Genomic DNA, 13952 nt, shown 5'->3' with positions numbered 1-13952 from the left:
CATGCTGCATCTGAGCCGGCGCAGCGCGCTGATGGCGATGCTGCTCGGCAATGGTCTGCCGGCCGTCGCCGCCCTCGGAAAGAGCCGCTTTGCCATCCAGGGCGCCAGGTTCACGCTCGACGGCGCGCCGTTCCAGATCCGGTCCGGCGAATTGCACTACCCGCGGATTCCGCACCCACTCTGGCGCGAGCGCCTGCGCATGGCCAAGGCGATGGGGCTGAACACCATCACCACCTACGCCTTCTGGTCGCAGCATGAGCCCGAACCCGGCCAATGGGACTTCAGCGGCCAGCGCGATATCGCCGCCTTCATCCGCTGCGCGGCCGCCGAGGGCCTGCAGGTGATCCTGCGGCCCGGGCCCTACGTCTGCGCCGAAGTCGACTTCGGCGGCCTGCCGGCCTGGCTGCTGCGCACGCCGGGTCTGCGCGTGCGCAGCCTGGACCCGCGCTTCATGGCCGCCAGCGCCCGCTACATGAAGCGCCTGGCTCGCGAGGTCGGCGCGCTGCAGAGCACGCGCGGCGGCCCGCTGCTGATGCTGCAGCTCGAGAACGAATACGGCTCCTACGGGCGCGACCGCGACTACCTGCGCGCGATGCAGCGGCAGCTGCGCGAGGCCGGTTTCGACGCACCGCTGTTCACCTCCGACGGCGGCACCGAGCGCCTGTTTGCCGGCGGCACGCTGCCCGATGTGCCCGCGGTGGTGAACTTCGGTGGCGGCGTCGAAGACGCAAGCGCCTCCATCGAAGCGCTGCGGGCCTGGCGGCCGCAGGGCGTGCGCATGGTCGGCGAGTACTGGGCCGGCTGGTTCGACCACTGGGGCGAGCCGCACCACACCCAGAGCGCCGAGGAGGCCGCCGCGACGGTGGACTGGATGATGCGCGAAGGCATCTCCTTCAACCTCTATATGTTCCATGGCGGCAGCAGCTTCGGCTGGCTGCCCGGTGCCAACTACTCGGCCACCGAACCCTACCAGCCCGACACCACCAGCTACGACTACGACGCCGCGCTGGACGAGAGCGGCCGCATCACGCCCAAGTACCTGGCACTGCGTGCGGCGATGGCCAGGCATCTGCCGCGGGGCCAGGTCTTGCCGCCCGTGCCCCCGCAATCTGCCACGATCGAGATTCCCGCCTTCGAGTTGCGGCGCTCGGCCGCCCTGCTGGAGGCCCTGCCCGCGCTCTCGCCCAAGGCCATCGCCGCGCGCTATCCGCAGCCGATGGAAAGCTATGGTCAGAGCTATGGCTACATCCTCTACCGCAAGCGTCTGCAGGCGCCTGGCATGGGCCGCCTGGCGATCAAGGAGGTGCGTGACCATGCGCTGGTACTGGCCGACGGCCGGCCGCTCGGCACGCTGGACCGTCGCAAGGGCGAGCAGGCGCTGGACGTGGACCTGCCGGCCGGCACGCAGCTGGACATCCTGGTCGAGAACATGGGGCGCATCGGCTTCGGTGCCAGGCTGGACGGCGAACACAAGGGCATCACCCACGGCGTCACGCTGGGCGAGCAGGAGTTGCTGGACTGGCAGGTCCACCCCCTGCCGCTGCAGGACCTGAGCGCGCTGCCCTGGCATGGCGCGGGCCATGCCGGCCCGGGATTCTGGCAAGGCGAGTTCACGCTCACGCAAACCGGCGACAGCTTTCTCGATACGCGCGGCTGGGGCAAGGGCCAGGTCTGGGTAAACGGTCAGCACCTGGGCCGCTTCTGGAACATCGGGCCGCAGCAGACCCTCTACCTGCCTGGCGTGTGGCTCAAGCCGGGGCGCAACGAGGTGCTGCTGTTCAGCCTGGAGGCGCCGGCGATGGCTGCCACGCTGCGCGGTCTAGAGCGGCCGCTGTTCGACACGCCAACCGCACCCCCATAGCAGCAGCGCCCCCCGCGCCAGCACGCCCACGCCCACCGATCAGCCCCGCGGCCAGCAAGGCACTGGCATGGGGCCCAGCCAGGGCGACAGGTCCACCACCTGGGCCAGGTAGTCGCCGAACACAAAGGCCAGCAGCGCCATGGAGCCGGTGTGGATCACCGCAAAGCGCGACCACGCGAACAGAAAACCCAGGCGTTGACCGTAGGCGCGGCGCAGGAAATGGTAGTCGCCGCCCGGATCTGGAAAGGCGGCCGCCAGCTCGGCAAAGCACAGCGCGCCGATGAAGGACAGCAGGCCGCCAAAGACCCAGGCCAGGTAGAGCGCCTGGTCGCTGGCCAGGGCCTGCGCCACCATCGGCGAGGTCTTGAAGATGCCGGCGCCCACCACCATGCCCACGCACAGGGCCACGGCATGGCGCGCGTCGAGGCGGCGCTCGGGCAGGGTCAGGTCTTGCGATGAGGATGAAGCAGGCATCGGGCGGCGCCGGGAATGCAAAGCCGCGATGCTAAGCGGGCTGCCTGCGCCTGTGCAGGTCGCCGTTCAGGACGGCGACCTCACCGGGCACCCTCGGGTAAGTCCCGCCCCCAAATTGCTGGCCGAACATGTCTTCGGGCACGTCCTGCCCGAGGGATGTGCCTTTACGCTTCGCGCCCAGCCGGGCAGGCACTGCGGTCTGCTCGCCCCTACACACCGGTTTCCAGGACTGACATGACAAATCGCCCCTTCCGCTTCGCCCCCTTGGCCGCCCTGCTGCTGAGCGCCGGCCTGTGCCATGCCGGCAACCAGGCCGCGGCAAGCGCCAGCCACTCCGGGCTGGACCTGGCCAACCACGATCCCAGCGTGCGCGTGCAGGACGACCTGTTCCGCGCCGCCAATGGCGGCTGGCTGAAGAACACCGAGATCCCGGCCGACAAGTCCTACTACGGCAGCTTCATCAAGCTGCGCGACCTCTCCGACCAGCGCGTGCGCGTAATCGTTGAAGAGCTGGCCACCAAGCCGCAGGTCAAGGGCAGCGTGGCCGACAAGATCGCCGCCTTCTATACCGCCTATCTCGACACCGCCGCCATCGACAAGGCGGGCCTGGCCCCGGTGCAGGGCCTGCTGGCCGGCATCGACGCGATCCAGTCGCGCGGCGAACTGGCCACCTGGCTGGGCCGCATGCAGGGCGTGGTGAACGGCCCGATCCAGCTGGGCGTGGACCCGGACTTCAAGGAACCGCTGGTGAACCGCACCGCCACCTGGCAGGGCGGGCTGGGCATGGCCGACCGCGACTACTACCTCAAGGACGACGACAAGCTCGCCAAAGTACGCGAGGCCTATTCGGTCTACCTGACCGAGCTGGCCCGGCTGTCCGGCGAGAAGGACCCGGCCGCGGCCGCCGCAGGCGTGCTGGCGCTGGAACGCAGCCTGGCCGAGACGCATTGGAACAAGGTCGACAACCGCGACCCGGTGAAGCTCTACAACCCCATGACGCCGGCCGAACTGGCGCAGCGCGCGCCCGGCTTCGACTGGCCGGCCTTCTTCGCCGGCGCGCAGCTGGCGGGCATCGACCGCCTCTCGGTCTCGCAGCCCAGCATGGTGGAGGGCGCGGCCAGGCTGCTGGACAGCGTGCCGCTGGCGAGCTGGAAACAATACCTGAAGCTGCGCGTGCTGGACGAGCATGCGGTGGTGCTGCCGCGGGCCTTCCGCGAGGCGCGCTTCGCCTTCCACGGCAAGGCCCAGACGGGCGCCACCGAAGACCGCCCGCGCTGGCAGCAGGGCATCGGCGAAGTGAATGGCGCGCTCGGCGAGGCGATCGGCCAGGTCTATGTGGAGCGCCATTTCCCGGCCGCCTACAAGGCGCGCATGTTGGAGCTGGTGGGCAATCTGATGGCGGCCTTCCGCGAATCCATCGACGGGCTGGCCTGGATGTCGGCCCAGACCAAGGCGGGCGCGCAGGCCAAACTCTCCAAGTACACGGTCAAGATCGGCTACCCCGACCAATGGCGTGACTACGGCGCGCTGGAGGTGCGCGCCGGCGACGCCATGGGCAACCGCCTGCGCGCGGCACAGTTCGAGTGGCAGCGCCAGGCCCAGCGCGCCGGCAAGCCGGTGAATCGCAAGGAATGGTTCATCACGCCGCAGACGGTGAACGCCTTCTACGACCCCACGCGCAATGAGATCGTGTTCCCGGCCGCCTTCCTGGAAGCGCCCTTCTTCGACATGCAGGCCGACGACGCCGTCAACTACGGCGCCATCGGCGGCGTGATCGGCCACGAGATCAGCCACGGCTTCGACGATCAGGGCAGCCAGTTCGACGGCGACGGCGCGCTGCGCAACTGGTGGACCGAGGCCGACCGCAAGGCCTTCGAGGCCGTCGGTGCGCGCCTGGCGGCGGAGTTCGACGCCTACGAGCCCATCCCCGGCAAGAAGGTCAACGGCCGCCTCACCCTGGGCGAGAACATCGCCGACCTCTCCGGCATCCAGGTGGCCTACAAGGCCTATCTGCGCTCGCTGGGCGGCAAGCCCGCGCCGCTGCTGGATGGCTACAGCGGCGAGCAGCGCTTCTTCCTGGGCTGGGGCCAGGCCTGGCGCAGCAAGGCGCGCGAGGAGCGCACCATGCAGCTGCTGACCACCGATCCGCACTCGCCGGACCAGTTCCGCGCCAACGGCCCGGCCGCCAACACCGACGGCTTCCACCAGGCCTTCGGCACCAAACCGGGCGACACGATGTTCAAACCCGGTGAGCAGCGCATCCGCATCTGGTAAATGGCCAGGCCCTGGCCGGCCTGCTTTGCAGGTCGGGCCTGCCGCCCGACGTCGCGATGCCGGCGCCGACAGGCAGGCAGAATGCCCCCTTTGCCCCCACGCTGCACCCATGCAAATTCCCGTCCTGACGACCGAACGCCTGGAGCTGATCCCGCCCGACCGCGACTGCGCCGCGCTCTACCAGCGCTTCTACACCGATGGCGAGGCCAGCGCCAATTACGGTGGCCCGCTCAGCCCCGGCGCCGCCTTTGCGCGCCTGGCCTCCGACCTGGGCAGCTGGCATCTGCAGGGCTTTGGCGTCTGGGTGCTGCGCCGCCGCGAACAGGGCGATTTGCTGGGCTGCTGCGGCTTCTGGCAGGGCCTGGGCTGGCCACGCGAGCTGACCTGGTGGCTGCTGCCCGAGGCGCGCGGCACCGGGCTGGCGCTGGAGGCCTCGCGCGCCGCCATCGCCCAGGCCTATGAGGGTTGGGGCTGGGATCGGGTGCAGACCTATATGGAAGACCACAATGCCGCCGCGCGCGGCCTGGCCCTGCGCCTGGGCGGGCAGAGCCTGGGCCGGCACCGCGTGTTCCCGGATGGCAAGGAGCGCGAGATGTTCGAGCTGCCCAGGCCTTGACGCCGCGTTGAGCGGGCCGACTGTCCTGGACATGCCCCTGGGGTCTACGCGGGCAGGAGTTCGCGCTGGAAGCGAAAGCAGTCGATCTCCCGGCCCTGCACCAGCGCCAGGCCGGGACGGAGCTCGGCGCGTTCAAAGCCATGCTTCTCCAGCACCCGCGCCGAGGCCGGGTTGACCTCGCTGACAAAGGCCAGCAGTGTGCGCAAGCCCCAGCGCTCGCGTGCCAGCCTCACCATTTCGCGCACGGCCAGGCTGGCCAGGCCCTGGCCGGTATGCGCCTGGCCGATGCGATAGCCCAGCTCGGCGCAGCCCGCCTGCCTGTCAATGCCCTTGAGGTTGGCCCGGCCCAGGATCTGCCCCTGAGCACCCACGATCAGCAGTGGATGGAACTCGCTACGCTCATGCTGAGCGAGCAGGTCGGCGATGTGCGCCTGCACCCCTTGCGGCGCATAGAACGGCTCCGGCCGCGCCTCGATGTGCTGTTCGAACCAGGCCCGGTTCTCCAGCTCGAAGTGCAGCAGCGCCGGGCCATCGTGCGGGGCCAGGGTGCGCAGGGAAACAGCATTCGTCATTCAAACATCCTCATTTCAGGACCAGCTAACGATGCCCTCAGGCACGGCCGGCAGAGCCCCCGATCACTGCGGCGCCTTGCGCAGGCGCTCTGCAAGAAAGGCATCCATACGGGCACCGTAGAAGCGGCGCGCCTGCGGCGTCATCCAGGCGTCGACATCCCGCTGCATCTGGGTCAGCGCCTCACGGCGAGCCAGGATGCGTTCCGCCCTGGCGATCACGGCCCGGCCCCAGTCATTGCGCGGGCAGGCCACACCCGCCTGCAGCATCTCGCTGGCACCCTGGATCGGTGCCGTCTCCAGCTTCTGCAGCAGCGGCCATTGCGCGCGCTGCGCGGCCAGCACGAAGTCGTACTCGATGGTGTAGTCGCCGCGCCCCAGCGCCACCATCTGCAGCAGCTTGCTGCCAAACTGCACCGGTGCATACAGGGCTACCGATTGTGGCGGACGCTGCGCCAGCTGCGCGTCCAGCGCGGCACCGTAGCTACGCCCCTCGATCAAGGCCCCCTGCAGCTGCGCCGATTGCAATACCTGGCTCAGCCCGACCTCACCCTGCGCATTGCGTGGCAGGCGCGCCAGCACCTCGGGCAGGGCCACCAGCTGCGCCGGCGGCAGCAGATGGGTGATGTAGAAGAAGGCCCGCGCCTCACGCTCTGGCGTGCGCAGCGAGACCAGATGGCAGGCCGGCTCACCGGCCTCGATCATCAGCCAGCTGCGCTTGGCATTGGCCAGCACGGCGACATGCTCGGCGGGCTCGGGCCAATGCTTTTTCAGCTCGTCCAGCATGGGCTCGGCCATGCCCTTGCGCGCCGGCAGCTTGGCCGCGTTGCTCTCGGCCAGCGCGAACTCGGGCATCAGCCAGGTGATGCGCTCGGCATGGACTGCCCAGGCGCCCAGCAAGGCCAGCAGGGATAGAAGCAGCTTGGCGAGCATGCCGCCAGCATAGCCGCTGCCGCGTTCAGTCAGTGCCGGCCATGGCGGCTCAGTGGCCGATGTGCAAGGGCTTGAAGCCCGGGTGGGCGAAATGGCTGCCATAGGCATTCACGGCCTGTGCGGTCTTGATCAGACCCTGCTCGGGGCGCAGCTTGCCGGTCTTGCCGGCCATCGCATCGCTACCCTCGCCCAGCTCGGCGATCACCAGATGCAGCATCGCGTCGGCGCGCGGCTCAAGCTTGCACTGGGCCACGATGGCGCCCACCTGGGCCTCGACCTGCCCGGCCAGCTCGCGGTAGCCGGCCTCGTCCAGCTTGCCGGCATGGGCGGCGGCAAGCTGCACTGCGAGCAGTTCCCGGATGCGTGACATGCCTTCGCGCAGCGGCGCGTCGGTGGCCCATTTGCGGCCCTTGTCCAGGCTCAGCTTGTGCGGCGCGCTCGCCTCATGGCTGTGCGCGGCCGGCTGGGCCGTTGCCGGGGCGGCCGACACGCCGGCCATCAGCATGGCCGCCAGCGCGGCCCGCAGGAAATTGGTCTGACGATTCATTTGCAGGTCCTCAGCACACGTTGAAATCAATCACGATGGCGCCCGGCGCGCGCTGCTGGTAGACCACGCTGACGCGGCTGCCGTAGCGCTGCGCAATCTGCGCCAGCAGCGGCAGCGGGTCGTGGTCGTTGGCGAAGCGCATGGTCTCACCGGGCTGCAGCGCGTCCAGCGCGCCGAAGATGGCGGCATGGCGGAAGCGCTTGGCCACGCCGCGAGCGTCGAAGGGGTAGATGGCGTCGGGGGACAGGTGTTGATGGGACATGGGGACTCCTGAGGGTTGAGGTCGATTGGCGGGGGCCTGAGGCTCAGGCCGGGGGCAGCTTGCGGGGCGCGGCGTCGCTGCGCCGCCGCAAGCTGATGGGCTGGGACGCGCCCGGCCTGGGCGTCGCCGCTGCGGGCGCGGCCAGATCGGCCAGGGTCGCGCCGTCGAGTTCCTTGAGAAAGGCGCGCAGCGCGCTGTCGAACAGCTGCTTGAGGCGGCAGGACGGGCTCAGCAGGCATTCGTTGACGCTGGCATCGAAGCATTCCACCAGCCTGAAGTCGGTCTCGGCGGCACGCACCACATCTCCCACGCGCAAGCGGGCCGGATCGGCCAGCAGGCGCAGCCCGCCGCCGCGGCCGCGCGTGGTCTCCAGCACGCCCTGACGCGCCAGGTCGTTGACGATCTTCATCAAGTGGTTCTTGGAGACGCCATGGTGCTGCGCCAGCTCGCCGATGGTGACGAGTTGCTGCGGGCGCGCCGCGCAGTACATCAGCACGCGCAAGGTGTAGTCGGTGTATTCGGCAAGCCGCATCGATGCCCCTAAAGATGCATGCAGTTTATTGCTTTAAAGCACTCGAATCTTTAAGATGCATCAAACATACTTCTTATAGCAACCCCGCTCCCGGAGCCCTGCCATGACCTTCGTCGTCACCCAGGCCTGCATCAGCTGCAAGTACACCGACTGCGTGGACGTCTGTCCGGTCGATGCCTTTCGTGAAGGCCCCAACTTCCTCGTCATCGACCCCGATGAATGCATAGACTGCGCGGTCTGCGTGCCGGAATGCCCGGTGGCGGCCATCCATGCCGAGGAGGACGTGCCCGCCGGTCAGCGCGACTTCATCCCGCTGAATGCCGAGCTGGCGCGCCAATGGAAGCCCATCACCAAGGCCAAGCCGGCCCTGCCCGACGCCGAGGCTTGGCGCGACGTCGAAGACAAGCGCGCCCAACTGAAGCGCTGAGGCGCGCCGCGCGCCGTCTCTTCAATGCTTGTGGCGGTGGTGCGCGTCCGGGTAATGCGCGTGGCTGTGCCGCATGGCTTCATGCCGGTGCGCATGGCTGTGGCGCGTGCCCGCGGGCACGGGCGGTTCGTGCGCATGCTCGTGGTGCGGGTCGCCGCGGCCATGCACATGGCTGTGGGCATGCTCCAGCACCCCGTGCTCATGCTCATGCTCATGCCGCTCGCTCAGGTGCAGGGCCACGCCCAGCGCCATCAGCGCTCCGGCCAGCAGCAGCTGCCAGCTCCACGCTTCACCAAGCAGCACGAAGGCCAGCAGCGCGCCGACGAAGGGCGCGACCGAGAAATAGGCGCCGGTGCGGGCCGTGCCCAGATGGCGCAGGCCCAGCACGAACAGCACCAGGCTCGCGCCATAGCTCGCAAAGCCCAGCAGGCCGGCGGCCAACACCGTGCCGGCGCCCGGCCATTGCGCGCCCGCCAGCAGGGCCAGCAGCAGATTGGTCGCGCCCGCCGCCAGGCCCTTGCTCATGGCGATGAAGCTGGCATCGGTGAGCGAGACCTTGCGCGTCAGGTTGTTGTCTATGCCCCAGGCGAGACAGGCCCCCAGCACCGCCAGCGCCGGCCACCCGCTGTCCAGGCCCCCGGCCGCAGCACCCTCCCCCGGCCAGCTCAGCACCGCGCTGCCGGCCACGATGGCCAGCATGCCCAAAGCGATGCGGCGGTCGACGTTCTCCTTGAAGGCAAACCAGGCCAATAGCGCCGTCATCACCCCTTCGGCATTCAGCAGCAGGGACACCGCCGCGGCGGGCATGCGCGCCAGGCCCAGCATCAACAGCACCGGCCCCAGCACCCCGCCGGCGACGATGGCGCCCGCCAGCCACTTGCGGTCGCCCGCCTCCAGCCGCACGGCGGGCGCGCCACGCATGCGCCGCAGCAGCCACAGGCCGATGCCCGAGCCCAGGTAGAGCAGCGCTGCCAGCAGCCAGGGGCTGGTGTGCCCCAGCAGGGGCTTGGCCAGCGGCGTGCCGGCGCCGAACAGGATGGCGGCGCCGAGGGCGGCGACGACGCCGGGTTGACGCCAGAAACTCATGTCAGGGCCTGGGGTGATGATGATGAAGACGGCAACAATGGCCGCATGCTAAGGCCATCCGCCCCGCGCCAGCCATGCGCCCAGCGGTACAGCACCGGCAGCACCAGCAGGGTCAGCGCGGTGGACGACAGGATGCCGCCTATCACCACGCTGGCCAGCGGGCGCTGCACCTCGGCACCGGTGCCGGTGGCCAGGGCCATGGGCACAAAGCCCAGCGAGGCCACCAGCGCCGTCATCAGCACCGGACGCAGGCGCGTCAGCGCGCCCTCGCGCACCGCAGCATCCAGCGGCATACCTTCTTCCCGCAATGAGCGCATATAGGCAATCATCACCAGGCCGTTGAGCACCGCCACCCCCGACAGGGCGATGAAGCCCACGCCCGCCGAGATCGACAGCGGGATGTCGCGCAGCCACAGCGCCACGATGCCGCCGGTGAGCGCGAAGGGCACGCCGGTGAACACCAGCAGGCCGTCGCGCGCGTTGCCGAACATCGCGAACAGCAGCACGAACACCAGGCCCAGCGCCACCGGCACGACGATCTGCAGCCGCGCCGCGGCCGACTGCAGCTGCTCGAAGGTGCCACCCCAGCTGATCCAGTAGCCGCTGGGCATCTTCAGCCTGGCGTCCAGCCGGGCCTGCGCCTCGCTCACAAAGGAGCCGAGGTCGCGCCCCCGCACATTGGCCGTGACGACGACGCGCCGCTTGCCGTTCTCGCGGCTGAGCTGGTTCGGCCCCGGGGCGATCTCGAAGTTCGCCAGCTCGCCGAGCTGTACATAGGCCGGCTGGCCGCCGCCGATCTCACTGCCGGGCAGCTTGATAGGCAGGCGCTTGAGCGCCTCGATATCGCTGCGCACCGCTTCCGGCAGGCGCACCAGGATGTCGAAGCGCCGGTCGCCCTGGAACAGAGCGCCCGCCTCCTGGCCGCCAATGGCCATGGCCGCGGTCTCCTGCACCTCGGCCACGCTCAGGCCCAGGCGTGCGAGCCTGGCCCGGTCGATCTGCAGGCTGAGCATGGACAGGCCCGTGGTCTGCTCGACCTTCACGTCGGCCGCGCCGGGGATGCCCGCAAGCAGCTTGGCGATGGCCGCGGCGGTCTCGTCCATGACGGCCATATCGTCGCCAAAGACCTTCACCGCCAGGTCGCTGCGCACGCCCGAGATCAGCTCGTTGAAGCGCATCTGGATGGGCTGCGTAAACTCGTAGTTATGGCCCGGCACCTGGACCACAGCCGCCTGCAGCGCGGCCACCAGCGAGGCCTGGCTGCGCTTCGGATCGGGCCATGCCGAGCGCGGCTTGAGCATCAGAAAGGTGTCCGCCACATTGGGCGGCATCGGGTCGGTGGCGATCTCGGCGGTGCCGAGTTTGGCGAACACGCGCTCGACCTCGGGGAAGTCCTTGACGATGACGCGCTCCAGCTCCTGCTGCATCGCGATCGCCTGCGTCAGGCTGGTGCCCGGGATGCGCAGCGCATGCAGGGCGATATCGCCCTCGCTGAGGCTGGGGATGAACTCGCTGCCCATACGGGTGGCGAGCAGTCCGCTCAGCAGCACCGACACCGCGCTGATGCTCAGCACCAGGGGCTTGTTCAGCAAGGCCCAGTCCAGCATCGGTGCATAGCCGCGCCTGGCCCAGGCCATCAGGCGATTTTCCTTGTCGCTCACGTTCTTGCCGACAGCCACAGCCACCGCGGCAGGGATGAAGGTCAGCGACAGCAGCATCGCGCCGAGCAGGGCCGCCACCACGGTGAAGGCCATCGGGTGGAACATCTTGCCTTCCACCCCGGTGAGGGCAAAGATGGGCAGGTAGACCACCATGATGATGAGCTGCCCGTAGAGCAGCGGGCGCCGCGCCTCGCGGGCCGCGGCAAAGACCTCGCGGAAGCGCTCGTCGCGCGTCAGCGGCCGCCCCGCGAGCGCCTGTGCATGGGCCAGGCGGCGCACGCAGTTCTCCACGATCACGACGGCGCCGTCGATGATGACACCGAAGTCCAGCGCGCCCAGGCTCATTAGATTGGCGCTGACCTTGTTGCTCACCATGCCGCTGAAGGTGAACAGCATGGCCAGCGGGATCACCGCCGCCGTGATGAGGGCCGCGCGGATATTGCCGAGGAATAGGAAGAGGATGGCGATCACCAGGGCGGCGCCCTCCAGCAGGTTCTTCTTGACGGTGGCAATCGCCTTGTCGATCAGGATGCTGCGGTCGTACACCGTCTGCGCGATCACGCCCGGGGGCAGGCTGCGGCCGATGTCCTTCAGCTTCTTGTCCACCGCCTGCGAGACCACGCGGCTGTTCTCGCCCAGCAGCATGAAGACGGTGCCCAGCACCACCTCGCGGCCGTTCTCGGTGGCCGCACCGCTGCGCAGCTCGCGCCCGATGCCCACCTCGGCCACATCGCCGATGCGCAGCGGGCTGCCCTTGCTGCTGCGGATGACGATATTGGCAATGTCCTCCATGCTGTTCACCTGGCCGGGCGCGCGTATCAGGTACTGCTCGCCGCGGCGCTCGATATAGCCGGCGCCGACATTGCCGTTATTGCGTTCCAGCGCCTGCACGAGGTCTGGCAGCGTCAGCCCATGCGCGACCAGCTTCTCGGGGCTGGGCGCGACCTGCACCTCCTTGGCATAGCCGCCTATGGTGTTGATCTCGGTCACGCCGGGCACGGTGCGCAGCTGCGGCTTGATGATCCAGTCCTGGATCTCGCGCAGATCGGTGGGCGTGTAGGGGCTGCCGTCGGCCTTGCGCGCGCCCTCCTTGGCCTCCACCGTCCACATATAGATTTCGCCCAGGCCGGTGGCGATGGGCCCCAGCGTGGGCACCAGGCCCGCGGGCAGCCGGGCCTTGGCCTGCTGGATGCGTTCGTTGACGAGTTGGCGCGCGAAGTAGATATCGGTGCCATCCTTGAAGACCACGGTCACCTGCGACAGGCCATAGCGCGACAGCGAGCGCGTCTGCTCCAAGTTAGGCAGGCCGGCCATGGCGGTCTCGATGGCAACGCTGACGCGCTGCTCGGACTCCAGCGGCGCGTAGCCCGGCGCCTCGGTATTGACCTGGACCTGCACATTGGTGATGTCAGGCACGGCGTCAATCGGCAGGCGCTGGTAGTTGAACAGGCCCAGCATGGCCATGCCCAGCACGCACAGCAGCACCAGCCAGCGGTGGGCAATCGAGAAGTGAATGATTTTTTCGAACATGGCCGCTCCTCAATGCTCGTGGCCGGCACCGGCCTTGCCGATGTCTGCCTTGATCAGATAGCTGTTCTTGGCGGCGTAGCGCTCGCCGGCGGCGAGGCCCTTGAGCACCTCCACATATCGGCCGTCGCTGCGCCCCAGCTCCAGCGGCCGGGTCTCGAACTGCTGGCCCTGGCGGCCGAACACCACCGGCCGCTCGCGCAGGGTCTGCACCGCCTCCGCCGCCACCGCCACCGGCACCTCGACTTCGTCCGAACTCAGCAGCTCCACCGTGACGGGCAGGCCGGGGCGCCACAGGCCCTTGGGGTTGGGCAGGATCAGCCGCGCCGTCGCGTTGCGGCTTTGTTCGCCCAGCAGCGCAGCGATGTGGCTGAGCCTGGCTTGTGCCTCGAAGCCGTTGGCCTTGACGCTGCCCATGGCGCCCGGCTGGAGTCGGTGTACCTCCTTGGCCGGCACCGCGAGTTCCACCCACAAGGTGGAGAGGTCGGCCAGCTGGAAGATGGGGGCGTCGTCCTTCAACACCTCACCGACGCTGATCTTCTTGTCGGTGACCACGCCGTCAATCGGCGCGCGGATCTCGTAGCGGGTCAGGCCCTGCGTGGAGGTACTGGCAGTCAGGCCCAGCGCGGCCAGCTTCTGGCGCGCGCTCTCGGCCGTGATCTCGGCTTGCTGAAAGGCCTGGCGCGCGCTCAGCATGTCCTGCTCGGCCGTGATCTTCTCTTCCCAGAGCTTGTGCTCGCGCTCATACATGGTCTTGGCCAGGGCCATGCGCTGTTGCGCGGCCAGCCATTCGCTGCGCTGGTCGGCCAGGGCCTGGCTGGAGATCACGGCCAGCACCTGGCCCCGGCGCACCTGCTCGCCCGCATTGACGCGCACCGCCTCGACAAGACCAGCCAGCCGCGGCGTGACGAACACGCTGCGATCCTGGTTCAGCTTGAGCTCGCCCAGCAGCTGCAGGCTGGCACGCAGGCGTGCCGGCCCGGCCACCGCAATCTCCACGCCGCTGCGTTCGAGTTGCGCGTCGCTGAGCTGCACGCCATGGCCTTCTTCGGCCTGCCCATGCTCGGACTCGGCCTCGGCCGGCTTGGCCGGCTCGCTGCGCAGTATGGCCGCACCCAGCACCAGGCCGAGCAGCAGCACCACCGCAATGGCCACGGCGGACTTCCTTTTCTCGTTACTCATT

The 13952-nt window shown here is 68.9% G+C and carries 13 protein-coding genes; 4 read left to right on the top strand and 9 right to left on the bottom strand.

Annotation, left to right across the window (positions count from 1 at the left end; all coding sequences use genetic code 11):
- Nucleotide 1: 1 nt before the first annotated feature.
- The gene (locus tag WG898_RS10975) at nucleotides 2-1861 is read left to right on the top strand and encodes a glycoside hydrolase family 35 protein (RefSeq protein ID WP_339602827.1); all 1860 of its coding nucleotides are present in this window, start codon (nucleotides 2-4) and stop codon (nucleotides 1859-1861) included.
- Between the two features lie 39 nt (nucleotides 1862-1900).
- Here WG898_RS10975 and WG898_RS10970 read toward each other — a convergent pair whose 3' ends face one another.
- Nucleotides 1901-2335: an amino acid permease gene (locus tag WG898_RS10970; RefSeq protein WP_339602826.1), complete on the bottom strand. Its 435-nt coding sequence runs from the start codon at nucleotides 2333-2335 to the stop codon at nucleotides 1901-1903.
- Between the two features lie 234 nt (nucleotides 2336-2569).
- Here WG898_RS10970 and WG898_RS10965 point away from each other — a divergent pair, with 234 nt between their 5' ends.
- Both WG898_RS10965 and WG898_RS10960 read left to right on the top strand, forming a co-directional pair.
- Nucleotides 2570-4609 carry a M13 family metallopeptidase gene (locus WG898_RS10965; protein WP_339602825.1) on the top strand — a complete coding sequence of 680 codons (2040 nt, stop codon included), beginning with the start codon at nucleotides 2570-2572 and terminating at the stop codon, nucleotides 4607-4609.
- A 109-nt stretch (nucleotides 4610-4718) separates the two neighbouring features.
- Nucleotides 4719-5225: a GNAT family N-acetyltransferase gene (locus WG898_RS10960; protein WP_339602824.1), complete on the top strand. Its 507-nt coding sequence runs from the start codon at nucleotides 4719-4721 to the stop codon at nucleotides 5223-5225.
- 44 nt (nucleotides 5226-5269) lie between these two features.
- On the opposite strand, the gene WG898_RS10955 is transcribed toward WG898_RS10960, so the two are convergent.
- The 5 genes from WG898_RS10955 to WG898_RS10935 form a co-directional block, all read right to left on the bottom strand.
- Entirely contained in the window at nucleotides 5270-5797 is a 528-nt protein-coding gene (locus WG898_RS10955) for a GNAT family N-acetyltransferase (RefSeq protein WP_339602823.1), read from the bottom strand.
- Between the two features lie 63 nt (nucleotides 5798-5860).
- A complete protein-coding gene (locus WG898_RS10950; protein ID WP_339602822.1) occupies nucleotides 5861-6727 on the bottom strand; it encodes a hypothetical protein in 867 nt (288 codons plus the stop codon).
- A 49-nt stretch (nucleotides 6728-6776) separates the two neighbouring features.
- Entirely contained in the window at nucleotides 6777-7274 is a 498-nt protein-coding gene (locus WG898_RS10945) for a hypothetical protein (protein WP_339602821.1), read from the bottom strand.
- Nucleotides 7275-7284: 10 nt separating this feature from the next.
- The gene (locus WG898_RS10940; RefSeq protein ID WP_339602820.1) at nucleotides 7285-7536 is read right to left on the bottom strand and encodes a DUF2249 domain-containing protein; all 252 of its coding nucleotides are present in this window, start codon (nucleotides 7534-7536) and stop codon (nucleotides 7285-7287) included.
- A 43-nt stretch (nucleotides 7537-7579) separates the two neighbouring features.
- Nucleotides 7580-8068, bottom strand: a complete 489-nt coding sequence (locus WG898_RS10935) for an Rrf2 family transcriptional regulator (protein WP_339602819.1) — start codon at nucleotides 8066-8068, stop codon at nucleotides 7580-7582.
- Between the two features lie 103 nt (nucleotides 8069-8171).
- Here WG898_RS10935 and fdxA point away from each other — a divergent pair, with 103 nt between their 5' ends.
- Nucleotides 8172-8495: a ferredoxin FdxA gene (fdxA, locus tag WG898_RS10930; protein WP_339602818.1), complete on the top strand. Its 324-nt coding sequence runs from the start codon at nucleotides 8172-8174 to the stop codon at nucleotides 8493-8495.
- A gap of 21 nt (nucleotides 8496-8516) precedes the next feature.
- Here fdxA and WG898_RS10925 read toward each other — a convergent pair whose 3' ends face one another.
- The 3 genes from WG898_RS10925 to WG898_RS10915 are packed head-to-tail and all read right to left on the bottom strand — an operon-like array spanning nucleotide 8517 to nucleotide 13951.
- On the bottom strand, nucleotides 8517-9581 hold the full coding sequence (locus WG898_RS10925) for a DMT family transporter (RefSeq protein WP_339602817.1): 1065 nt from the start codon (nucleotides 9579-9581) through the stop codon (nucleotides 8517-8519).
- Nucleotides 9578-12772, bottom strand: a complete 3195-nt coding sequence (locus WG898_RS10920; RefSeq protein ID WP_339602816.1) for an efflux RND transporter permease subunit — start codon at nucleotides 12770-12772, stop codon at nucleotides 9578-9580. The genes WG898_RS10925 and WG898_RS10920 overlap by 4 nt, the downstream gene beginning before the upstream one ends.
- A gap of 9 nt (nucleotides 12773-12781) precedes the next feature.
- The gene (locus WG898_RS10915; RefSeq protein WP_339602815.1) at nucleotides 12782-13951 is read right to left on the bottom strand and encodes an efflux RND transporter periplasmic adaptor subunit; all 1170 of its coding nucleotides are present in this window, start codon (nucleotides 13949-13951) and stop codon (nucleotides 12782-12784) included.
- Nucleotide 13952: the final 1 nt, after the last annotated feature.

Source organism: Paucibacter soli (assembly GCF_037482845.1).
GTDB lineage: Bacteria > Pseudomonadota > Gammaproteobacteria > Burkholderiales > Burkholderiaceae_C > Paucibacter_B > Paucibacter_B soli.
This window is presented reverse-complemented; position numbering and strand designations above follow the sequence as displayed.

Excerpts from the sequence above, each read along its gene's own strand:
- WG898_RS10975 (WP_339602827.1), top strand. The coding sequence starts at position 2 with ATGCTGCATCTGAGCCGGCGCAGCGCGCTGATGGCGATGCTGCTCGGC.
- WG898_RS10970 (WP_339602826.1), bottom strand. The coding sequence starts at position 2,335 with ATGCCTGCTTCATCCTCATCGCAAGACCTGACCCTGCCCGAGCGCCGC.
- WG898_RS10965 (WP_339602825.1), top strand. The coding sequence starts at position 2,570 with ATGACAAATCGCCCCTTCCGCTTCGCCCCCTTGGCCGCCCTGCTGCTG.
- WG898_RS10960 (WP_339602824.1), top strand. The coding sequence starts at position 4,719 with ATGCAAATTCCCGTCCTGACGACCGAACGCCTGGAGCTGATCCCGCCC.
- WG898_RS10955 (WP_339602823.1), bottom strand. The coding sequence starts at position 5,797 with ATGACGAATGCTGTTTCCCTGCGCACCCTGGCCCCGCACGATGGCCCG.
- WG898_RS10950 (WP_339602822.1), bottom strand. The coding sequence starts at position 6,727 with ATGCTCGCCAAGCTGCTTCTATCCCTGCTGGCCTTGCTGGGCGCCTGG.
- WG898_RS10945 (WP_339602821.1), bottom strand. The coding sequence starts at position 7,274 with ATGAATCGTCAGACCAATTTCCTGCGGGCCGCGCTGGCGGCCATGCTG.
- WG898_RS10940 (WP_339602820.1), bottom strand. The coding sequence starts at position 7,536 with ATGTCCCATCAACACCTGTCCCCCGACGCCATCTACCCCTTCGACGCT.
- WG898_RS10935 (WP_339602819.1), bottom strand. The coding sequence starts at position 8,068 with ATGCGGCTTGCCGAATACACCGACTACACCTTGCGCGTGCTGATGTAC.
- fdxA (WP_339602818.1), top strand. The coding sequence starts at position 8,172 with ATGACCTTCGTCGTCACCCAGGCCTGCATCAGCTGCAAGTACACCGAC.
- WG898_RS10925 (WP_339602817.1), bottom strand. The coding sequence starts at position 9,581 with ATGAGTTTCTGGCGTCAACCCGGCGTCGTCGCCGCCCTCGGCGCCGCC.
- WG898_RS10920 (WP_339602816.1), bottom strand. The coding sequence starts at position 12,772 with ATGTTCGAAAAAATCATTCACTTCTCGATTGCCCACCGCTGGCTGGTG.
- WG898_RS10915 (WP_339602815.1), bottom strand. The coding sequence starts at position 13,951 with ATGAGTAACGAGAAAAGGAAGTCCGCCGTGGCCATTGCGGTGGTGCTG.